This is a genomic window from Staphylococcus succinus, assembly GCF_029024945.1.
Lineage (GTDB): Bacteria > Bacillota > Bacilli > Staphylococcales > Staphylococcaceae > Staphylococcus > Staphylococcus succinus.
This window is the reverse complement of the sequence record NZ_CP118976.1, coordinates 1626429-1648508: the sequence shown is the minus strand read 5'-3', so window position 1 is coordinate 1648508 and position 22080 is coordinate 1626429. Positions and strand designations below refer to the sequence as shown.

Here is a 22080-nt window from a genome sequence, read left to right as displayed (position 1 = left end):
TCAGAGTTGAAAAGAAGGTGTGAAAGTTGGCACAGGCGAAAAAGAGAACGGCAACCAAAAGAAAAACAACAAATACAAGAAAGAAAACAAGTAATCAAAAAAAGAAGCAAAGTGACAGTCCATTAAGATATATATTAGCCATTGTTATATTTGTATTAATCGTATTAGGTGCATTTCAACTGGGCATTATAGGAAAAATGATTGATAGTTTCTTTAATTATCTTTTTGGTATGAGTCGTTATTTAACTTATATCCTAGTAGCAATTGGAACAGTATTTATTACATATTATAAAGCGTTACCTAAATCTAGACGTACAATAGGTGCGATTACATTACAATTTGCTTTATTATTTGTAACACAGATCGTGTTTTATTTTACAAATAAAGCACAGGCACAAAGAGAGCCTATTTTATCATTTGTTTATAAATCATATGAACATTCTCATTTTCCGAATTTTGGTGGAGGCTTAATAGGATATTACCTATTGACTCTATTTATCCCGTTAATTTCAATTGTAGGTATTATTATCATAACAATGTTATTAATTGCCTCAAGTATCATATTACTGCTTAAGCAAAAACATCGTGATGTTTCTAAGGTGCTATTTGAAAGTATGAAAGCAAAAAGTAAAGATGCTTCAGAGAATTTGAAGGAAAAAAGAAAGCATAACAAAATTAAACAAGAAGCAAAGGCACGTGTAAAGGCTGAGAAAAAAGCTGAAAAAGACTTACAAACATCCCAAGCAACAACACAAGATAGTCCTAAAGATGTAAGTAGTTTACCAGAAGTCTCAAATATAACTAATGAACAACAGTCATCGATTCCAATTTATGGACATAGTGATAATGAAGACGATACTACTCAGCTTAAACGTTCACAAAAAGGTAAACGTTCTAAAAGGCTGTTCGATCAAAATGAAGAAAATAATCAAATGACATCCCAACAAAATGCAAACGAATCACAGATTACATTAGAGGAACATGTTGAAGCTCAGGAAGAAGAAAATAGCAACAACAATGAAATAGAAAATTCTATTTCTGAAGCTGGAGAAGTGGAAAATGAAGCTTATACGATCCCTCCATTAACATTATTGAATCAACCGGCCAAACAGCAAGCGACATCTAAAGCTGAAGTACAAAGAAAAGGTCAATTACTTGAGACGACTTTAAAGAACTTTGGTGTAGATGCAAGAGTGACTCAAATCAAGATTGGACCAGCAGTTACACAATATGAAATACAGCCTGCACAAGGTGTGAAAGTAAGTAAAATAGTGAATCTACATAATGATATTGCCTTAGCATTGGCAGCAAAAGATGTACGTATTGAAGCACCTATCCCTGGCCGTTCAGCAGTAGGTATAGAGGTGCCGAATGATAAAATTTCACTGGTATCTTTAAAAGAAGTATTGGAAGAAAAATTCCCAGCTAAAAACAAATTAGAAGTAGGGTTAGGTAGAGACATTTCAGGTGATCCAATTACAGTTGAATTAAATAAAATGCCTCATTTACTGGTAGCGGGTTCTACTGGTAGTGGTAAGTCAGTTTGTATTAATGGTATTATCACAAGTATATTACTGAATGCTAAACCACATGAAGTAAAACTTATGTTAATAGACCCAAAAATGGTAGAATTAAACGTATACAATGGGATACCGCACCTATTAATACCAGTAGTGACAAATCCCCACAAAGCATCGCAAGCCTTAGAAAAAGTTGTAGCCGAGATGGAAAGACGTTATGATTTATTCCAACATTCTTCAACTAAAAATATAGAAGGCTACAATGAAATGATTAGACGACAAAATGAGGAACTAGAAGAAAAACAATCTGAATTACCTTATATTGTTGTTATTGTGGATGAGTTAGCCGACTTAATGATGGTCGCAGGTAAAGAAGTAGAAAATGCGATCCAACGTATTACACAAATGGCACGTGCTGCAGGGATACACCTTATTATTGCAACACAACGACCTTCAGTAGATGTTATTACCGGATTAATTAAAAATAATATTCCTACGCGAATTGCTTTTGCCGTTAGTTCACAAACTGATTCTAGAACAATTATTGATAGTGGTGGTGCTGATAAGTTACTAGGTAAAGGGGATATGCTATACGTTGCTAATGGTGGTTCTACTAGAACGCGTGTACAAGGTGCATTCTTAAGTGATCATGAAGTTCAGGATGTAGTGAATTACGTTGTTGAACAACAAAAAGCGAACTATGTAAAAGAAATGGAACCAGATGCTCCAGTAGATAAATCAGAAACGAAAAGTGAAGATACGTTGTACGATGAAGCATATCTATTCGTACTAGAGCAACAAAAAGCGAGTACGTCTCTTCTGCAAAGACAATTTAGAATTGGATATAATCGCGCTTCACGTTTAATGGACGATTTAGAGCGTAATCAAGTAATAGGTCCACAAAAGGGTAGCAAACCTAGACAAATATTAGTAGATTTAGATAGTGATGAGGTGTAAATATGGAACTTACTTCTGTTTATAAAGTAAAAGAATGGATGATTCAGCAAATCAAAAATGGCGACTTGCATGATGGTGAGCAATTACCAAGTCATTTAGCAATTGCTAGAAAATTAAATGTTAAAACAGATGATGTATATGATGCTATTGATGAATTAATTACAGAACAAGTTTTATCTAATAATTTGGAAGAAGGGGCTAGTGTGAAATCACTGCACCCCTTCTCTTATCCTTTAGGTGAACTTGTAAGTATTAGTAAGATGATTGAAGAACAGGGATACAGTGCAGGTACAGAGTTTATTAGTTTTGATGAAAAGCCAGCAACATCTTTAGATTCTCAAAAGCTTAATCTTCCTGAAAAAGCTTATGTGACCATTATCGAACGGATAAGAATGGCAGACCGCATACCCATGGTCTATTGTTTGGATAAAGTACCGACCAGTATTTTAACGTGTGCCCAGTATCAAAGTAGTGATGAATCTATTTTAAATGCTATTGAACAAAATGCTTCTCAAAAAGTAGCTTATGCTGAAACAGAGATAGAAGCAATTAGCTATGAACCACATATTTCTGATGTATTAGATGCTTCACCACATGAAGGACTAATGTTATTGAAATTAATTCATTATGATAAAGATGACCAACCAATATTTTATTCATTTAATTATTTCAAAAGTAGTTTAGTTAAATTCAAAACGGTTAGAAATAGAATATAAAAACAAAATTATGAAAGTGAGGCATGACAATTTGAAAATAGATAAACAGAAAAATGACTTGCACATTAAAGTAATGCCAACAACAAAATTTAAAACCACAACAATAACATTTAAGTTTATGGCTCCATTAGATAATGAAACCATGACATCACGTTCAATATTAAGTAAATTGCTTGTTCGTGCGACTAAACAATGGCCGACAGATAAAGCGTTTACACGCCACTTATCTCAATTATATGGCGCATATGTAAATAGTTTTGTATCAAAGTTTAAAGATAAACATGTCATTACAATTTCATTGGAATTAGTTAATGAACGTTATCTTAAAGATCAAACGCCGCTTTTTGAAAAAGGATTAGAATTATTTAGAGAGATTTTATGTAATCCACTCGTTTCAAATGAACGTTTTGATGAGACCTTTGTAGCACAAGAAAAATCATTACTTACTAAAAAATTAGAAGCAATGGTTGATAACAAATCGCAAATATCATTTTTAAATTTATTGAAATATATGTTTGGAGATCAACCGTATCGCCATTTAGCGACTGGACAAGTTGCCTACATATCAGATGTTACACCTGAAAGTTTATATCATACATATCAATCTATGTTACAAGACGACTATTGCGCCGTATACGTAGTAGGTAATGTAGATGAAGAAGCAGTACAATCACAGATTCGAACTTATTTTGAGCTCAAGCCAAAGCAATTTAAATTATCACAAGTAACTGCTGCTCAACAGGGGCATAATTTACCGCAAGAAATAGTTGAAGAAGATGAAGTTGATCAAGCAAAATTAAATATGGGCTTCAAGTTTCCAGCCCAATATGGAGATCCGCAATATTTTGCTATCGTAGTTTTTAATATTATGTTTGGTGGGGATCCTTCATCTGTGCTATTTAATGAAGTGAGAGAAAAACAAAGTCTAGCTTATTCAATTCATTCTCAAATAGATGCAAAGAATGGATATATGTTTGTACTTAGTGGTGTGTCTGCAGATAAATATGAAACTGCAAAAGACACGATTATTTCTGAATTTGAAAAGTTTCAAAAAGGAGAATTTGATAACGACAAATTAGAATTAGCTAAAAAAGTTATCATTTCGCAACGACAAGAATCTCAAGATAGACCTAAAAGTATTATTGAAATATTAAATAACAATATTTTGCTAGAAGAAGATATGTCAGAATCATCTTATATTGGAGGTATTCAACAAGTTTCAAGAGAAGATGTTATAGCATTAGCTCAAGAAACAATTCTTGATACGATATACATTTTGACAAAAGGAGGTAGCAACTCGTGAGAGAAACATATTATGAGCAAATAGATGAACGTGTTTTTGAAGCAGAACTCAATAATGGTTTGAAAGTATTTATTATACCTAAACGTGGTTTTCAAAAAACATTTGTGACTTATACGACACAATTTGGATCACTAGATAATAAATTCAAGCCACATGGTAGCGATACATATGTAACAGTTCCAGATGGAGTTGCACATTTCTTAGAACATAAATTATTTGAAAATGAAGAAGAAGATTTATTTACTGCTTTTGCTGAAGATAATGCTCAAGTCAATGCATTTACAAGTTTTGACCGCACAAGCTATTTATTTAGTGCTACAGACCATGTTGAACGTAATATTAAACGTTTGTTGACGATGGTTGAAACGCCGTATTTTACTAAGGAGACTGTCGATAAAGAAAAAGGAATCATTGCTGAAGAAATAAAGATGTATCAAGAACAGCCAGGCTATAAACTTATGTTCAATACACTTAAAGCTATGTATGAGAGCCATCCAATTCGAGTAGATATCGCGGGTAGTGTTGAAAGTATTTATGAAATTAATAAAGACGATTTGTATTTATGTTACGAAACGTTCTATCATCCTTCAAATATGATGCTTTTTGTTGTTGGAGATGTTGATCCTAATCACATTTATCAAGTGATTGCTAACCATGAAGATGCTAGAGATAAAGAGTACCAACCTGAAATTGTTAGAGACCCTTTAATAGAAAAGTCTGAAGTAAATGAACACTTTGTTGCTGAGTCGATGAAATTACAATCGCCAAGACTTATGATTGGCTTTAAAAATGAAGTCTTGAAAAATGAACCGGCTGAGCAATTTGTGAAACGTGATTTAGAGATGACGCTCTTCTTTGAAATGATATTCGGTGAAGAAACTGATTTTTACCAATCATTACTCAATCAAGATTTAATTGATGAAACATTTGGTTATCAATTTGTATTGGAACCGACGTATAGTTTTTCATTGGTTACGAGTGCAACACAACAGCCTGATACATTAAAAACGTTATTGTTAGATGAGTTAGAGCTTAAACAAGGAAAATTAAATGATGAAGAAGCTTTTAATTTATTGAAAAAACAATTTATTGGTGAATTTATATCAGGTTTAAACTCTCCCGAATATATTGCTAATCAATATACGAAACTATACTTTGAAGGTGTTAGTCTATTTGATTTATTAGAAATAGTTGAAAATATTACACTTGATAGCGTAAATGCAACTTCAGAAGTGTGCTTAAATTTAGATCAAGTTGTAGATAGTCGCTTGGAGATGAAATAAGTTATGAAAGCATTAGTCATCGGCGGTTCTGGCACGATAGGTACTGCAATTGTTGAGCGTTTGCTATCAGATGGATATGAAGTCATTATCCACTATAATCAAGCAAATCATGAGGCATTGCAAGCGCACTATGAACATCGTGCAGTACAGTTCGTAAGATGTGATTTAACGCAAGTTAATAACTTAGACCCATATTTTAGTTTTATACAAAATGTGGATTGCTTAATATATGCAAGTGGTACAGCTTTATATAGTCTGTTGCAAGATACAACAGACAAAATGATTGATGAAAGTTTTCAAATTCATTTGCGTCAATTAATAAGAATATGCAGATATTTTACTGATCAATTGCGACAAAGTGAAAATGGTAGAATCGTTGTTATTTCTTCAATTTGGGGAGAAACTGGAGCAAGTTTAGAAACGATATATTCTGCCATGAAGTCTGGACAAATTGGATTTGTTAAAGCATTAAGTCAGGAACTTGCTATGACATCTGTGACAGTTAACGCAATTGCGCCTGGCTTTGTGAGTGGTAATATGGCACAAAATTGGTCTGAAGCCTCACTTGAAGAAATCATGCAAGATTTACCTCAGCAAAGATTCATTAAACCTGAAGAAATTGCACATACATGCAGTTATCTCTGTCATCCTTTAGCCAAAAGTATTACTGGCACTGTACAGAAAGTGAATGGCGCATGGTATTTATAATTTTGAACAGCGTATAAAAATCAAACAACTCGCAAAGATTCAATGGTATAATATCATTATAATAAAAGAGATGAATAGGTCTCTAAATTTAAAATATATCTCGTTAAAATTAAAGTGTTAAATAAGGATATTACTAGACGATTTGTTTTTTCAAGTCTATTATATTATTTAACTGTGGATTTTAAGCGAAGGGGTGTTTCTTTCATGGCAGTAGCTACGAGACAAGAATGGTATTTAGAGTATGAGATAACGATGAACCGTGCTGGGTTATTAGGCGATGTTTCAAGCTTGTTAGGTATGATGGGTATTAGTATTGTAACGATTAACGGTATTGATGAGGGGCGAAGAGGTCTACTGATTAAGTCTGATAACCTAGAAAAAGTAAGTAGATTTGAAAATATTGTAACTGAGATAGATGATATTTCTATTACAAAATTACGTAAACCTGAACTACGTGATCGATTAGCAGTTAGGCATGGTAGATACATAGAACAAGATGCAGACGATAAAAAAACATTTCGTTTTGAAAGAGATGACCTAGGTTTACTTGTTGATTTTATGGCAGAGTTATTTAAAGAAAAAGGGCATAAATTGATAGGTATCCGAGGCATGCCAAGAGTCGGTAAAACAGAATCTATTGTTGCTGGTAGTGTATGTGCACATAAACGGTGGTTGTTTATTAGTTCAACTTTAATTAAGCAAACAGTGCGAAGTTCATTAATTAAAGGTGAGTATGATTCGGATCATGTTTATATTATTGATGGTGCGGTCACAGCTAGGGAATCTAGTCAAAAACACCAAGAATTAGTTAAAGAAGTGATGAGTTTACCGGCGATTAAAGTAGTTGAACACCCAGACTTATTCGTTGAGACAAGTGATTATGAAATGAAAGATTTTGACTATATTATCGAATTAAGAGAAAATAAAAATCAAGAAATTCATTATGAAGAAATGAAAAAGCAAACCGTAAAAAGTAAAAATAACTTGGATTTTGGTGAAAATGGTTTTGGTGGCGGATTTGGTTTTTTTGAATAAAAATCTAATAAATAATGACTGAGGAGGACTCACAAAGTGAATTCAGTTGGTCAAACTTTAAAAGGACGTCGTGAAAGATTAGGTATGACATTGAATGAGTTAGAATCACGTACTCAGATGAAACGTCAAACTTTAACATTAATCGAAACAAATGAATTTGAAGCTTTAAATAACGAAAATTATGCTGAAGGATTCATTAAAAAATATGCAAAAGCTGTGAATATTGATTCGGAACAATTGATAGAAGCACATAGAGATGAAATACCTAATAACGACGAGCAAATGCAACGTACGATAGAAGCTTTTTCACAAGAAAAAAAACCTACATATCGTAGTAAGAATAATGAACCGATGCAATTAGCTATAATTATTAGTTTTGTAGTTATTATTACAACTATATTGTGGATTTTAGCTGTGTTAATGCTTTAAGTTATATATAGAAAAGAGGACTTTTTATGAATATACCGAATTGGATAACCGTTTTCAGAGTTATACTAATTCCAATATTTATGTTATTTGCTTTAGTAGATTTTGGATTTGGTAAGGTATCATTTATTGGTGGATACGAAGTGAAAATCGAATTATTAATAAGTGGTATTATATTTATTATTGCCTCGCTAAGTGATTTTGTAGATGGCTATTTAGCGAGAAAATGGGAACTGGTAACAAATATGGGGAAATTTTTAGACCCATTAGCAGATAAATTATTAGTTTCCAGTGCATTAATAGCACTAGTACAAATAGATTTAACTAATTCTGTAGTAGCAATTATTATCATTGCACGTGAATTTGCTGTTACTGGATTACGTTTATTACAAATTGAACAAGGCTTTGTAAGTGCAGCAGGTCAATTAGGCAAAATAAAGACAGCTATAACAATGGTGGCAATTGTATGGATACTATTAGGTGATCCTTTGGCAACTTGGATTGGCTTTTCACTTGGCAATGTACTGCTATATATTGGTGTATTCTTCACAATCTTATCCGGAATAGAATATTTTTATAAAGGTAGAGATGTGTTTAAAGCACAATAAGGTCAGTGCACAAGTTATTATATTTGGACACATATTCAAACTTTGCATAAACACTGTGAAGTGGCACTTGCTTCAAGCCCGATACATATCGGTGTCCTAGTAACCTTTAGATAGATTTCAACATTTTAGATTGTAGACAGATAGTTACAGAAGGAAATGTCACTCTTATTTAGTTATATGAACTGGAAACGACGTTAAACGTAGCGTTGCTTCCAGTTTTTTTATTCTTATTCTCTAAGTTTTTAAATTTAAAAACTTATCTTTAGTTTTTAAAAGGATTTAGATTTATAATTAAGGGAACAATAAATAAAGTTTCGCAGTATGCAGTATATGGTATAGAGCGTTAAGCATATAAAATGAAAATTGTGTTACTTGTTTCAAGGAGGAAATATTGTGAAAATATCAATTATCGCAGTGGGTTCAGAATTACTGTTAGGCCAGATAGCAAACACTAATGGGCAATATCTATCGAAATTATTAAACGGCATTGGACATAGTGTTGTTGAACATAATGTTATCGGGGATAACCCGGAACGATTAGAACGTGTCGTGAACACAGCATTACAAAATTATGATATGGTCATTCTTACAGGTGGTTTAGGTCCTACGAAAGATGATTTAACAAAGCACACTGTAGCCAACATTTTAGAACGTGAACTAGTTATAGATCAGCAAGCGTTAGACTATATTGAACAATATTTTAAAGATCAGAATATAGACATGACGCCCAACAATCGTCAACAAGCATTAGTAATAGATCAAGCGCATGTATTAGAAAATAAAGTGGGGATGGCACCAGGTATGCTAGTTGAGCATCATAATAAGCGTATCGCATTATTACCTGGACCCCCTAAAGAAATGCAACCAATGGCAAAACAAGAATTGTTACCATATTTAATGAATGGTGAGCATACAATATTCTCGGAATTATTACGCTTTGCTGGTATTGGAGAGTCGAAAGTAGAAACCGAGTTAATGGATTTAATTGACGAACAAACCAATCCGACGATTGCACCTCTAGCTGGTACACATGAGGTGAATATTAGGTTGACTGCGAATGGTGAGAGCCAACAATCTTGTGAGTCATTAATTGCACCTATAAAAAAAGAAATTCTAAATCGAATAGGCACTTATTACTATGGTTCTGATGACATTTTAATCGAACAGTCGTTTATGAATAATATGAAACAGACTTTCGCATTGTATGATGGTGTGACGGATGGCGAACTCTATTCTAGAATGAATAATTTTAATGATTCTCAGAACCTTAAAGGTATGCTTGTGCATCACCCACAATTTTTAGATGAAAATAAATCTATCGATAATCAACTTTCAGTTGCTACGCACATTGTTAAAGATTTATATCACACAGAAGTTGCTGTCGCATTATTACGTCAGCATGACACTGTATACTTAGGCATTTTGTCTAACAATCAACTTAATGTACAATCATTTAAAATGAATCAACGTCGTAATCTAATAAAAAGCAGAACTCAAAATTATGCACTCATAAGGTTGTTAAAATGGTTTAACTAACAGGAAAAATAGCAAAAATCAATAAAATGTAGTACGTGTGTTCTACTTTTAAAGAAAAGATTCGATTACTAGCGAACAAATATTCGCAAAATACTTGCGAAATTAGAAAAAGCAAGGTATAGTATGGGTAAGATATTTTACAGAGATTAATCTCAATTAGGAGGTCCAGCATTGGATAACGATCGTCAAAAAGCTTTAGATACAGTAATTAAAAATATGGAAAAATCATTTGGTAAAGGCGCAGTTATGAAATTAGGCGATAACAAAGGTCGTCGAGTTTCTAGTGTATCAAGTGGTTCTGTGACATTAGATAATGCATTAGGTGTAGGTGGTTACCCTAAAGGGAGAATCATCGAGATTTATGGTCCGGAAAGTTCTGGTAAGACGACAGTTGCATTGCATGCTATAGCTGAAGTCCAAAGAAATGGTGGCGTCGCAGCATTTATCGATGCTGAACATGCATTAGATCCTGAATATGCACAAGCGTTAGGTGTCGATATCGACAATCTATATTTATCGCAACCTGACCATGGTGAACAAGGGTTAGAAATTTCAGAGGCATTCGTTAGAAGTGGCGCTGTTGATATTGTGGTCGTTGACTCCGTAGCTGCTTTAACTCCAAAAGCTGAAATTGAAGGTGAAATGGGTGATACGCATGTTGGTTTACAAGCGCGTTTAATGTCCCAAGCCTTACGTAAACTTTCTGGTGCAATTTCGAAATCAAACACTACGGCAGTGTTTATTAACCAAATTCGTGAAAAAGTTGGTGTGATGTTTGGTAATCCTGAGGTTACCCCAGGGGGACGCGCATTAAAATTCTATAGTTCAGTACGCTTAGAAGTTCGTAGAGCAGAACAATTAAAACAAGGCCAAGATATTGTTGGTAATAGAACAAAAATTAAAGTAGTTAAAAACAAAGTAGCACCGCCATTTAGAGTTGCAGAAGTAGATATCATGTATGGACAAGGTATCTCAAAAGAGGGCGAATTGATTGATTTAGGTGTAGAACAAGAAATTGTTGATAAATCAGGCGCTTGGTACTCTTATAATGGTGAACGTATGGGTCAAGGTAAAGAAAATGTGAAAACATACCTTAAAGAGAATCCGGAAGTCAAAAAAGAAATAGACCAAAAATTACGTGAAAAACTTGGTATCTTTGATGGCGATATTGAAGAGACTGAAGTAGAAAAGCCTACAACGCTTCTTGACGAAGAATAAATTGATTGAAGGGGCATGCTGCAGATAATTTTGTTTGCATCCTCAGATAAAAATAAGCGTATATATAAATATGCGCTTATTTTTTTGTATATATATAAGAACAAGAAAATATTATATTTTACTATTTTCTTGTTCTTATAAGATGTAAAATTAGTGTTAACAATAGTTATAGTATATATAGTGTAAAAGAGTCACTTCAAATATTGAATTAATGTATATGGAAACCTTGACACTTCTTAGTTCAAAACCGTACAATTACATTGTATGATTCTTATATAACTTCATATAATCATATTGAAATTGATATACAGAGCAAAATCCTAGATAAAAAGGGGGTGTTTGTGTGAGTTTATTAGGCCTCCTACTCATTTTGCTAGGTATTATTCTCGGAGTTGTTGTAGGGTATATTATAGCCCGTAATTTATTGCTTCAAAAGCAATTACAAGCGAGACAAACTGCCGAAGATATTATCGAACAAGGTAATAAAGAAGCGGAAAATATTAAGAAGGAAAAGCTTCTTGAAGCTAAAGAAGAGAATCAAATCTTGAAGGAACAAAGTGAAAACGAACTTCGTGAAAGACGCGGCGATCTTCAAAGGCAAGAATCCCGACTTCTTCAAAAAGAAGAAAACTTAGAGCGAAAATCAGATCTTTTAGATAAAAAGGACGAGATTTTAGAGCAAAAAGAATCTAAACTTGAAGAAAGACAACAACAAGTAGATGCAAAAGAGAGTAGTGTTCAAACATTAATAAATAAGCATGAACAAGAATTAGAACGCATCTCTGGTCTCTCTCAAGAAGAAGCTGCTCAAGAGCAACTTCAAAGAGTTGAAGAGGAATTGTCACAAGATATTGCAATACTTGTTAAGGAAAAAGAGAAAGAAGCAAAAGAAGCAGTCGATAAAAATGCAAAAGAATTATTAGCAACAACTGTTCAAAGATTAGCAGCAGAGCATACTTCTGAATCTACAGTTTCAGTTGTTAATTTACCGAATGACGAAATGAAAGGTCGAATCATTGGTAGAGAAGGAAGAAATATCAGAACGTTAGAAACGTTAACTGGTATTGACTTAATTATAGATGATACGCCAGAAGCAGTTATTCTTTCTGGTTTTGACCCAATTAGACGTGAAATTGCAAGAACTGCATTAGTAAATCTTGTTTCAGATGGACGCATCCATCCTGGACGTATTGAAGATATGGTAGATAAAGCTCGAAAAGAAGTAGACGATATTATTAGAGATGCCGGGGAACAAGCGACATTTGAAATTAATGTGCATAATATGCATCCAGATTTAGTTAAAATCTTAGGTCGTTTACAATATCGTACGAGTTATGGACAAAATGTACTTAAGCATTCTATCGAAGTTGCACACCTTAGTGGTATGCTAGCAGCGGAACTAGGAGAAGATGTTACATTAGCTAAACGTGCTGGTTTACTTCATGATGTTGGGAAAGCAATTGACCACGAAGTTGAAGGAAGCCATGTAGAAATTGGTGTAGAATTAGCGAAAAAATATGCTGAAAATGATACAGTAATTAACGCAATTCAATCCCATCATGGTGATGTCGAACCGACTTCTATAATTTCGATATTGGTAGCTGCAGCAGATGCATTATCCGCTGCAAGACCTGGTGCTCGTAAAGAGACACTTGAAAATTATATAAGAAGATTAGAAAGACTGGAAACGCTTTCCGAAAGTTATGAAGGTGTTGAAAAAGCATTTGCAATCCAAGCTGGTAGAGAGATTCGAGTTATTGTATCGCCAGATACTATCGACGACTTAAAATCACATCGCTTAGCAAGAGATATTAAGAGCCAAATTGAAGATGAACTTCAATATCCTGGTCATATAAAAGTGACAGTTGTTCGTGAGACTAGAGCAATTGAATATGCAAAATAAGAAAAAGGTTAGTCATTCAATGGCTAACCTTTTTTCTTGTTTAAACATATGTAACTTAAATATTAATTTTTGTAACATAATAAAGCCATCCAAATTTTAGAAATGGATGGCTTATTGCTATATCTGTAAAATGAAAGCATTACAGTTCACAAAATTTTTATATTAATTTTATATATTAAGTTAACTCTAAATCGGCCTTTTTGACTTCTTTCAGAACTTCAGCTGTGTCATAACAATTTGTAGATATATTTGCATATCTTTCAGCTAAACGGTAAGCGGTAATGTATAATTCTAAGCTTTCTTTAGCTATATTGTCAGCGTCTTCTTCTTTTGATGGATTTGCTGTAACTACTAAGTCAGCAAAATGTTGTGGATCAATATTAATAGACATGTATTACTTCCAACTCCTATATTTTGAATTATCAATTTCCTATTCCTAGTAATATATTTACCACGTACATTATAGGTTAAAACTTATAGATTTTAATGGATATTTTACAAAGAGACTTTTAATCGTAAATCATTTACATTAAACTAACAGTAAGAGAGGATGAACATGTAATGAGAATATTATTTATTGGGGATATCGTTGGTAAAGTAGGACGAGATGCTATTTCAACATACTTAACGAGACTCAAACAGGAACATCGACCAACAGTTACAATTGTAAATGCAGAAAATGCTGCACATGGTAAAGGATTAACTGAAAAAATTTATAAAGATTTATTAAGAGAAGGCGTAGATTTTATGACTATGGGAAATCATACATATGGTCAACGTCAAATCTATGATTTTATAGAAGATGCTAAACGCATGGTTCGACCAGCAAACTTTCCAGACGAAGCACCAGGAGTAGGTATGCGCTTCATCCAAATCAATGATATTAAACTGGCGATTATAAATTTACAAGGTCGCGCATTTATGCAAGATATAGATGATCCATTTAAAAAAGCAGATGCTTTAATAGAAGAGGCGCAAAAGGAAACAAATTATATATTTGTAGATTTTCATGCTGAAACAACATCTGAAAAAAATGCGATGGGTTGGTATCTCGATAATAGAGTGAGTGCTGTAGTAGGGACGCATACGCATATACAAACATCAGATGAAAGAATTTTACCTGGTGGCACAGGCTATATTACAGATGTAGGGATGACTGGCTACTACGACGGTATACTTGGTATCAATAGAGCTGAGGTCATTAATCGTTTTCTTACGAGTTTACCTCAAAGACATGTAGTACCAGACGAAGGACGTTCAGTATTATCAGGTGTAATTATTGATATTAATAAAGAAGGTAAAACAACCCATATTGAGCGCGTGCTCATCAATGACGATCATCCGTTTTAACTATTATCGTCCATTAGTATGAATTTTAATTTAAACCACTCTTTACATAGTAATAGGGTGGTTTATTTTGATATGATTGAATATGAATTATTATAACCACTAGGAGGCAAGATGATATGAAATCACAAGTATCATGGAAAGTGGGCGGTCAACAAGGTGAAGGTATTGAGTCAACAGGAGAAATCTTCGCTACTGCTATGAACCGTAAGGGATACTACTTATATGGCTACCGTCATTTTTCAAGTAGAATAAAAGGCGGCCACACAAATAACAAAATAAGAGTGTCAACATCACCTGTACACGCAATAAGTGATGATTTAGATATATTAATCGCATTTGATCAAGAAACAATTGAACTTAACCATCATGAAATGAGAGAAGACAGTGTTATCATTGCAGATAGTAAAGCAAAACCAGAAAAACCTGAAAGCTGCCGAGCGCAACTTATAATTTTGCCATTTACAGCCACTGCAAAAGAACTAGGGACAGCTTTAATGAAAAATATGGTAGCAATTGGTTCAACTTGTGCAGTAATGAATTTAGATATTACAGCTTTTGAAGCATTAATTACTAACATGTTTAGTAAAAAAGGTGAAAAAGTAGTTGAAATGAATATTGCAGCATTAAATGAAGGTTATCGTTTAATGAATGAGCAATTAGATACTGTAGAAGGTGATTATGTATTACAAACTACAGATAACACACCGCACTTGTATATGATAGGTAATGATGCCATTGGATTGGGCGCATTATCAGCTGGATCAAGGTTTATGGCTGCATATCCAATCACACCTGCTTCAGAAATAATGGAATATATGATTGATAACTTACCTAAAGTAGGCGGCACAGTCGTACAAACTGAAGATGAAATTGCTGCTGCAAATATGGCGATTGGGTCAAATTATGCTGGTGTTCGTGCTTTCACAGCGAGTGCTGGACCAGGATTATCTTTGATGATGGAAGCAATTGGTTTGTCAGGTATGACAGAAACGCCGTTAGTTATTATGAATACGCAACGTGGTGGTCCTTCTACAGGATTGCCTACGAAGCAAGAGCAATCAGATTTAATGCAAATGATTTATGGTACGCACGGCGATATACCTAAAATAGTAGTGGCACCTACTGATGCAGAAGATGCATTTTATTTAACAATTGAAGCATTTAACTTGGCTGAAATGTATCAATGTCCAGTTATTATACTTAGTGACTTACAGCTTTCATTGGGTAAACAAACTGTTGAAAAATTAGACTATAATAGAATTGAAATACACCGTGGTGCTTTAATTCAGTCAGAAATTGAACGCGAAGAAGGCGATAAATCTTACTTCGAAAGATACAGCGTAACAGATAGTGGTGTATCACCAAGACCTATCCCAGGTGTAAAAGGTGGTATTCACCATGTTACAGGTGTCGAACATAATACTGAAGGTAAGCCAAGTGAATCTGCTGAAAACAGACAACAACAAATGGATAAACGTATGCGTAAGACTGAACAGTTACTTATTCAAGATCCAGTAGAATCAGATGAATCGCATGAGGAAGCGGATATCCTTTATTTAGGGTTTATTTCAACTAAAGGGGCTATTCAAGAAGGGAAAGCAAGGCTTGAGGCACAAGGGTTGAAAGTGAATCATTTACAAATCAGACAACTTCACCCGTTCCCGAAAGAAACGCTTCAACAAGCTGTAAACAAGGCTTCTAAAGTTGTAGTGGTTGAGCATAATTACCAAGGTCAACTTGCTAGTATAATAAAAATGAATGTAAATTTAGGCGATAAATTAGTGAACCAAACGAAATATGATGGTACGCCGTTCTTGCCAAATGAAATTGAGACTAAAGGACTTGAAATTGCCAAAAGTTTAAAGGAGTTGGTATAAATGGCAACGTTTAAAGATTTTAGAAATAACGTAAAACCTAATTGGTGTCCTGGTTGTGGCGATTTTTCTGTACAAGCAGCGATTCAAAAAGCGACAGCGAATGTTGGCTTAGAACCTGAAGAAGTAGCAATTATTACAGGTATAGGTTGTTCTGGACGTTTATCAGGTTATGTTAATTCGTATGGTATGCATGGTATTCATGGACGTTCATTACCACTTGCACAAGGTGTTAAAATGGCAAACAAAGATTTGACTGTAATTGCTTCAGGTGGTGATGGAGATGGCTATGCTATAGGTATGGGACATACGATTCACGCTTTGCGTAGAAATATGAATATGACTTATATTGTTATGGATAATCAAATATACGGTTTAACCAAAGGTCAAACATCGCCATCTTCAGCGCCAGGATTTGTAACAAAATCAACACCGAAAGGTAACATCGAACAAAATGTTGCTCCATTAGAGCTCGCATTGTCATCAGGTGCGACATTTGTAGCACAAGGTTTTTCAAGTGATATCAAAGCACTTACTAAAATGATAGAGGATGCAATCAATCATGATGGCTTTTCTTTTGTAAACGTATTTTCACCATGTGTGACATATAATAAAGTAAACACATACGATTGGTTTAAAGAAAATCTTACAGATATTGAAGATATTGAAGACTATGATATGTCTAGTAAAAGTATAGCGACACAAAAAGTGTTGGAATATAATTCTTTAATCAAAGGAATCGTTTATCAAGATACGGAAACACCATCATATGAATCTCAAATTGAAGAAATGGAAGGTACGCCATTAGCTAAAAAAGATATTCATATTGATGAAGCGCAGTTTAACGAACTTACAAAACAATTTGTATAAATATAGTTCATTTAACGTTTGTAGTATAAGAAAAATTTTTAACAGGATATAGCATAGCTGATTATTTTCAGTATAAGGTTTGGTATAATGACCATGCTCTATACTGAAATGAGTCAGCTATTTTTATTAGTTTTGACACATTTGAACATATGGATTCTATACATAATTTAAAGAAGTAAAAGCGCAATTTAGCTGGAGGTATTGGAATGGTAGACCGATTTAAATCAATGACTGACCTCATGTCACAGACAATAGAAGGTGTCGATTGGGAAATAATCACAAAAGAAGCAGCGAAACCAACAATTATAACTGCCGTACATGGTGGTGCAATAGAACGAGGTACAACAGAAATTGCGTTGTTGATGAGCGAACGTGGGGGATATGATTTTTATACTTTTAAAGGTGTAAGAAGAAATAAAAATAACGAATTACATGTCACTTCAAGACATTTCGACGAGCCAAAACTCTTGAACATGGTCAAAAATAACCAATGCGCCATATCTGTCCATGGGTGTATGGGTCAGCAACCAGAAGTTTATATTGGTGGTAGAGATGGAGAACTAATTGAGCGTATTAAGGTACAATTAAACCAAATGAATATAGTTGTAAAAGATGCACCAGGACATATTTCTGGTAAGCATACAGATAATTTTGTGAATTGTTGTCAAAATGACGCTGGAGTACAATTAGAATTAACAGTGGCGTTAAGGAAAGGTTTTTTTAAAAATAATAAATTTAATTTACATGATAGAGAGCATAGAGATAATTGGTCCTCCTTATTATATCAATTTACGGATGCAGTCATTTCAGCAGTTGATAATGGTTAACATGGCTATTTTATTTTAGATTCAACACCTCATACTGGATGTGATTGTGTAATAGGCTTTTATAAGATAATATAGATTTATAATATCTATAATTAGGAAGATGATGAAACTATGAAATTTTCAAAAGCAACAGATTACGCCTTGCATGCATTACTTTACATGATAAAAAGTGATGGAGGAGCATCAAGAATCCCCGTACAAGACTTAGCTTCAGCACTGTCTGTTTCGACAACTTATTTATCTAAAATATTGACCCGACTTGTAAAGGCAAATATCATCTCAGCACACAGTGGCGCTAAAGGTGGTTACCAACTAAAAAAAGAGTGGCAAAATGTTTCAGTTTATGAGGTTATTGTAACGATTGAAGGTCAACAAAGTCTATTAGAAGATAGTTTTAGCCATGACAAAAATTGTCCAATTAAAGCAATTATGGAGGAGTCAGAACGTCTATTAATACATAATTTAGAAAACAAAACGTTAAAAGATTTTGTATAGTACATCATTAATCAACGTTTTATTATTCGTATTTCGATATCTACACAGGATTTTCATTGGTGTCTAGATTATTAAAATAAGAAAATGACATCTAACATGAATAGACTACGTATTCATTTGTATTAAACAAAAATTTCCTCATTAAAATCTATACCTTAGATAACTAATTTGATAAACTAGAGAATAAGTAAAACAATTAAGGGGATGTATTCGTATGAACGATACTTTAATGAGTATTCAAATTATTCCTAAAACTGCTAATGGTGAGGACGTTATCCCATATGTTGATGAAGCAATCAAAGTCATAGATGACTCAGGACTAGAATATAGAGTAGGACCGTTAGAAACGACTGTACAAGGTGAAATGAATGAATGCTTAATATTAATTCAAAAATTAAACGAACGCATGGTTGAGTTAGAAATCCCAAGTACAATTAGCCAAGTGAAGTTTTACCATGTGCCTGAAGGTATAACAATTGAGACACTAACTGGAAAATATGATGAAATTTAATTCAATCATTTAAGGAAATCGATTCAACCGTCAAATAGTGGTGAGTCGATTTAATTATATATACGACTTTTTGCACTTTAAGATCAAATTTAATATAATAAAGTAATGATTATGGATAAGTTATAGAACTTTGAACGATTAGGTTGCCATACGGAGATGTGAAGCATATTTAAAAAGTGTTTGTTCTTAGTTTTTATGATATAGAAAGGGTTTTGTAGAGTGAATGAAGAACAAAGAAAAAGTACTTCTATAGATATCTTAGCGGAACGTGACAAGAAGGCTAAAGATTATAGTAAGTATTTTGAACATGTGTATCAGCCACCAAGCTTAAAAGAAGCTCGAAAACGTGGAAAAGAAGAAGTGAATTATGACCGTGATTTCCAAATTGATGAGAAGTATCGCAATATGGGAAATGGAAAAACTTTTTTAATTAAAACATATGGTTGCCAAATGAACGCACATGATACAGAGGTCATGGCAGGGATATTAGGCGCTTTAGGTTATACAGCTACAGAAGATATAAATCAAGCCGATGTAATTTTGATAAATACTTGTGCAATACGTGAAAATGCAGAAAATAAAGTGTTTAGTGAAATTGGCAATTTAAAACATTTAAAAAAAGAAAAGCCTGAAACTGTAATAGGTGTATGTGGATGTATGTCACAAGAAGAATCAGTAGTGAATAAAATCCTTAAATCTTACCAAAATGTGGATATGATTTTTGGGACGCATAATATTCATCGTCTTCCAGAAATTTTAGAAGAAGCATATCTATCTAAAGCAATGGTGGTAGAAGTTTGGTCAAAAGAAGGCGATGTTATTGAGAACCTTCCTAAAGTAAGGGAAGGAAAGATTAAAGCATGGGTCAATATTATGTATGGCTGTGATAAGTTTTGTACATACTGTATCGTTCCATTTACGCGTGGAAAAGAACGTAGTAGACGTCCAGAGGATATTATAGAAGAAGTGAGAGACCTTGCGCGTCAAGGTTATCAAGAGATTACCTTATTAGGTCAAAACGTAAACTCTTACGGCAAAGATATTGAAGGATTAGCGTATGGCTTGGGCGATTTACTTGAAGATATAACACAAATTGATATTCCACGAGTGAGATTTACCACGAGTCATCCTTGGGACTTTACTGATCGTATGATCGAAGTTATTGCAAATGGCGGTAATATCGTACCTCATATTCATTTACCTGTACAATCAGGAAACAATGCAGTCTTGAAAATTATGGGGCGTAAATATACACGCGAGAGTTATTTAGAGTTAGTGGATAGAATTAAAGCTAAAATACCTAATGTGGCTTTAACGACAGATATTATCGTTGGATATCCAAATGAAACAGAGGCGCAGTTTGAAGAGACGCTTTCGTTATACGAGGAAGTTGAATTTGAACACGCATATACTTATATTTATTCACAAAGGGATGGTACGCCTGCTGCTAAAATGAAAGATAACGTGCCAACAGACGTGAAAAAAGAGCGATTACAACGACTAAATAAAAAAGTATCTTATTATTCAGAACAAGCAATGAAACGTTATGAAGGTCAAATTGTTCAAGTATTATGTGAAGGTGCAAGTAAAAAAGACGAACATGTGTTAGCAGGATATACATCTAAAAATAAATTAGTTAACTTTAAAGCGCCTAATGAAATGATTGGTCAATTAGTAGACGTACAAGTAGATGAAGCTAAACAATATTCCTTGAATGGAACGTTTTTACGTGCCAGCGAAAAAGCTGTGGTGACACAATAATGTATGAAAAAGATGACATTTTAGAGGCGGCGACGCAATTAAGTGAACGTATTAAATCTTTAGATACTGTGAAAGAGTATCATGCGGTTGAGGCGCAAATTCACCATAACAAGCACATCGAACAACGTATGAAAGATTTAAAGAAGACGCAAAAACAATCAGTGAATCTTCAAAACTATGGTAAAACAGAAGCACTCAAACAATCAGAAGGTAAAATACATGATATTGAGCAAAACATTAATGATTTACCTATAGTAGAAGAATTTAGAGAATCACAAACAGAAGCCAATGATTTGTTGCAAATGATGATAAGTACGATGTCAGATCGTTTAAATCAACATCAACAAGATCATGATAACACTTAAAATATCTTCGGAAGGGGGATGAGCCATATGAAGACAAAAAAGTTAACGTTAACTGCAATATTTATTGCTATAAATGTTGTTTTAAGTAGTATCGTTGTCATTCCACTTGGACCAGTAAAAGCAGCACCAATACAACACTTAATCAATGTTCTGTGTGCAGTATTTGTTGGTCCTTGGTTTGGGCTAGCGCAAGCATTTATATCTTCTATATTACGCTTAACTTTTGGTACAGGTAGTTTCTTCGCCTTTCCTGGAAGTATGGTAGGTGTATTATTAGCAAGTGGATTCTATTACTATAGAAAACATATCTTTATGGCAGCAGTTGGAGAAGTGATAGGTACAGGTATTATAGGGAGCTTAATGTGTATACCATTGGCTTGGATACTTGGCTTCTCAAACTTTGCCATTAAACCATTGATGTTGGCCTTTATTGTCTCTAGTATTATTGGCGCTATCATAAGCTACATCATATTAATGATATTAAAACGAAAAGGCATTTTAAAACGCTTTTTAAAATAACTAACTTACAAGAGATTAAGACATATATTCTTAAGCATGATGTGATTTTTGAGCCATAGCAATAATCGTTATGAGGATCACAAAATTATGATTAATAATATGTCTTAATCTTTTTTTTATAGGTAATCATGCAGTGGATTATTTTAAAGGGACTGCTGATACTTTATCCATGATGAATGTGTAAGTATGTTAAATGAATAAATAGGCGTAAAGCTATACTTGTGTTAAAATTTAAGAGTTAAATTCACAATTTCAACATAAAATCTAAGAGAGATCTAACCAACTGTCGATAATG

20 protein-coding genes and 2 pseudogenes are annotated in these 22080 nt (G+C 33.7%); 21 read left to right on the top strand and 1 reads right to left on the bottom strand.

From position 1 onward, the window contains the following. Nucleotides 1–26: 26 nt before the first annotated feature. The 12 genes and pseudogenes from PYW31_RS13740 to rny form a co-directional block, all read left to right on the top strand. A pseudogene (locus PYW31_RS13740) lies at nucleotides 27–855 on the top strand (cell division protein FtsK); the annotation flags it as partial. A gap of 170 nt (nucleotides 856–1025) precedes the next feature. Then, nucleotides 1026–2477 (top strand): annotated as a pseudogene (locus tag PYW31_RS13735) (DNA translocase FtsK); the annotation flags it as partial. A 2-nt stretch (nucleotides 2478–2479) separates the two neighbouring features. Next, nucleotides 2480–3193: a GntR family transcriptional regulator gene (locus PYW31_RS08050; RefSeq protein ID WP_046836272.1), complete on the top strand. Its 714-nt coding sequence runs from the start codon at nucleotides 2480–2482 to the stop codon at nucleotides 3191–3193. A gap of 10 nt (nucleotides 3194–3203) precedes the next feature. Next, entirely contained in the window at nucleotides 3204–4496 is a 1293-nt protein-coding gene (gene yfmF / locus PYW31_RS08045) for an EF-P 5-aminopentanol modification-associated protein YfmF (protein WP_046836273.1), read from the top strand. Then, complete coding sequence (gene yfmH, locus PYW31_RS08040) at nucleotides 4493–5779, top strand: EF-P 5-aminopentanol modification-associated protein YfmH (protein ID WP_046836274.1); 1287 nt, start codon at nucleotides 4493–4495, stop codon at nucleotides 5777–5779. The genes yfmF and yfmH overlap by 4 nt, the downstream gene beginning before the upstream one ends. Nucleotides 5780–5782: 3 nt before the next feature. Further along, nucleotides 5783–6487 carry an elongation factor P 5-aminopentanone reductase gene (gene ymfI, locus PYW31_RS08035; protein WP_046836275.1) on the top strand — a complete coding sequence of 235 codons (705 nt, stop codon included), beginning with the start codon at nucleotides 5783–5785 and terminating at the stop codon, nucleotides 6485–6487. Between the two features lie 204 nt (nucleotides 6488–6691). Further along, the gene (locus PYW31_RS08030) at nucleotides 6692–7522 is read left to right on the top strand and encodes a DUF3388 domain-containing protein (protein WP_046836276.1); all 831 of its coding nucleotides are present in this window, start codon (nucleotides 6692–6694) and stop codon (nucleotides 7520–7522) included. A 36-nt stretch (nucleotides 7523–7558) separates the two neighbouring features. Beyond that, nucleotides 7559–7951: a helix-turn-helix domain-containing protein gene (locus PYW31_RS08025; protein ID WP_046836277.1), complete on the top strand. Its 393-nt coding sequence runs from the start codon at nucleotides 7559–7561 to the stop codon at nucleotides 7949–7951. A 26-nt stretch (nucleotides 7952–7977) separates the two neighbouring features. Further along, nucleotides 7978–8556 (top strand): CDP-diacylglycerol--glycerol-3-phosphate 3-phosphatidyltransferase, encoded by a 579-nt coding sequence (pgsA, locus tag PYW31_RS08020; RefSeq protein ID WP_046836278.1) that lies wholly within the window; start codon nucleotides 7978–7980, stop codon nucleotides 8554–8556. A 393-nt stretch (nucleotides 8557–8949) separates the two neighbouring features. Further along, nucleotides 8950–10092, top strand: coding sequence for a CinA family nicotinamide mononucleotide deamidase-related protein (locus tag PYW31_RS08015; protein WP_046836279.1), 1143 nt, complete (start codon nucleotides 8950–8952; stop codon nucleotides 10090–10092). Nucleotides 10093–10263: 171 nt separating this feature from the next. After that, the gene (recA, locus tag PYW31_RS08010; protein WP_046836280.1) at nucleotides 10264–11310 is read left to right on the top strand and encodes a recombinase RecA; all 1047 of its coding nucleotides are present in this window, start codon (nucleotides 10264–10266) and stop codon (nucleotides 11308–11310) included. Between the two features lie 343 nt (nucleotides 11311–11653). Continuing rightward, on the top strand, nucleotides 11654–13213 hold the full coding sequence (gene rny / locus PYW31_RS08005) for a ribonuclease Y (RefSeq protein WP_046836281.1): 1560 nt from the start codon (nucleotides 11654–11656) through the stop codon (nucleotides 13211–13213). Nucleotides 13214–13388: 175 nt separating this feature from the next. Here the strand turns inward: rny and PYW31_RS08000 are convergent, their stop codons facing one another. Then, nucleotides 13389–13604, bottom strand: coding sequence for a hypothetical protein (locus PYW31_RS08000; RefSeq protein WP_046836282.1), 216 nt, complete (start codon nucleotides 13602–13604; stop codon nucleotides 13389–13391). Nucleotides 13605–13774: 170 nt separating this feature from the next. On the opposite strand from PYW31_RS08000, the gene PYW31_RS07995 reads away from it, so the two are divergent. From PYW31_RS07995 to thiW, 9 genes are all read left to right on the top strand, one after another. After that, nucleotides 13775–14563, top strand: coding sequence for a TIGR00282 family metallophosphoesterase (locus PYW31_RS07995; protein WP_046836283.1), 789 nt, complete (start codon nucleotides 13775–13777; stop codon nucleotides 14561–14563). A gap of 116 nt (nucleotides 14564–14679) precedes the next feature. Beyond that, nucleotides 14680–16440 (top strand): 2-oxoacid:acceptor oxidoreductase subunit alpha, encoded by a 1761-nt coding sequence (locus PYW31_RS07990; RefSeq protein WP_046836284.1) that lies wholly within the window; start codon nucleotides 14680–14682, stop codon nucleotides 16438–16440. Continuing rightward, nucleotides 16441–17307: a 2-oxoacid:ferredoxin oxidoreductase subunit beta gene (locus PYW31_RS07985; RefSeq protein WP_046836285.1), complete on the top strand. Its 867-nt coding sequence runs from the start codon at nucleotides 16441–16443 to the stop codon at nucleotides 17305–17307. A gap of 206 nt (nucleotides 17308–17513) precedes the next feature. Beyond that, the gene (locus PYW31_RS07980; RefSeq protein ID WP_046836286.1) at nucleotides 17514–18134 is read left to right on the top strand and encodes a poly-gamma-glutamate hydrolase family protein; all 621 of its coding nucleotides are present in this window, start codon (nucleotides 17514–17516) and stop codon (nucleotides 18132–18134) included. 111 nt (nucleotides 18135–18245) lie between these two features. Continuing rightward, nucleotides 18246–18629, top strand: coding sequence for an RrF2 family transcriptional regulator (locus tag PYW31_RS07975; RefSeq protein ID WP_046836287.1), 384 nt, complete (start codon nucleotides 18246–18248; stop codon nucleotides 18627–18629). A gap of 214 nt (nucleotides 18630–18843) precedes the next feature. Further along, nucleotides 18844–19140: a thiamine-binding protein gene (locus PYW31_RS07970; RefSeq protein WP_046836288.1), complete on the top strand. Its 297-nt coding sequence runs from the start codon at nucleotides 18844–18846 to the stop codon at nucleotides 19138–19140. Nucleotides 19141–19359: 219 nt separating this feature from the next. After that, complete coding sequence (gene miaB / locus PYW31_RS07965) at nucleotides 19360–20901, top strand: tRNA (N6-isopentenyl adenosine(37)-C2)-methylthiotransferase MiaB (RefSeq protein WP_046836289.1); 1542 nt, start codon at nucleotides 19360–19362, stop codon at nucleotides 20899–20901. Next, nucleotides 20901–21266 (top strand): YlbF/YmcA family competence regulator, encoded by a 366-nt coding sequence (locus PYW31_RS07960; RefSeq protein ID WP_046836290.1) that lies wholly within the window; start codon nucleotides 20901–20903, stop codon nucleotides 21264–21266. Before miaB ends, PYW31_RS07960 begins: the two co-directional genes overlap by 1 nt. Before the next feature lie 27 nt (nucleotides 21267–21293). Next, nucleotides 21294–21785: an energy coupling factor transporter S component ThiW gene (gene thiW, locus PYW31_RS07955; protein ID WP_046836291.1), complete on the top strand. Its 492-nt coding sequence runs from the start codon at nucleotides 21294–21296 to the stop codon at nucleotides 21783–21785. Nucleotides 21786–22080: the final 295 nt, after the last annotated feature.

Excerpts from the sequence above, each read along its gene's own strand:
- PYW31_RS07985 (WP_046836285.1), top strand. The coding sequence starts at position 16,441 with ATGGCAACGTTTAAAGATTTTAGAAATAACGTAAAACCTAATTGGTGT.
- yfmF (WP_046836273.1), top strand. The coding sequence starts at position 3,204 with ATGAAAGTGAGGCATGACAATTTGAAAATAGATAAACAGAAAAATGAC.
- PYW31_RS07995 (WP_046836283.1), top strand. The coding sequence starts at position 13,775 with ATGAGAATATTATTTATTGGGGATATCGTTGGTAAAGTAGGACGAGAT.
- PYW31_RS07960 (WP_046836290.1), top strand. The coding sequence starts at position 20,901 with ATGTATGAAAAAGATGACATTTTAGAGGCGGCGACGCAATTAAGTGAA.
- ymfI (WP_046836275.1), top strand. The coding sequence starts at position 5,783 with ATGAAAGCATTAGTCATCGGCGGTTCTGGCACGATAGGTACTGCAATT.
- PYW31_RS08030 (WP_046836276.1), top strand. The coding sequence starts at position 6,692 with ATGGCAGTAGCTACGAGACAAGAATGGTATTTAGAGTATGAGATAACG.
- PYW31_RS08000 (WP_046836282.1), bottom strand. The coding sequence starts at position 13,604 with ATGTCTATTAATATTGATCCACAACATTTTGCTGACTTAGTAGTTACA.
- PYW31_RS08050 (WP_046836272.1), top strand. The coding sequence starts at position 2,480 with ATGGAACTTACTTCTGTTTATAAAGTAAAAGAATGGATGATTCAGCAA.
- thiW (WP_046836291.1), top strand. The coding sequence starts at position 21,294 with ATGAAGACAAAAAAGTTAACGTTAACTGCAATATTTATTGCTATAAAT.
- PYW31_RS07970 (WP_046836288.1), top strand. The coding sequence starts at position 18,844 with ATGAACGATACTTTAATGAGTATTCAAATTATTCCTAAAACTGCTAAT.
- PYW31_RS07990 (WP_046836284.1), top strand. The coding sequence starts at position 14,680 with ATGAAATCACAAGTATCATGGAAAGTGGGCGGTCAACAAGGTGAAGGT.
- pgsA (WP_046836278.1), top strand. The coding sequence starts at position 7,978 with ATGAATATACCGAATTGGATAACCGTTTTCAGAGTTATACTAATTCCA.
- PYW31_RS07980 (WP_046836286.1), top strand. The coding sequence starts at position 17,514 with ATGGTAGACCGATTTAAATCAATGACTGACCTCATGTCACAGACAATA.
- PYW31_RS07975 (WP_046836287.1), top strand. The coding sequence starts at position 18,246 with ATGAAATTTTCAAAAGCAACAGATTACGCCTTGCATGCATTACTTTAC.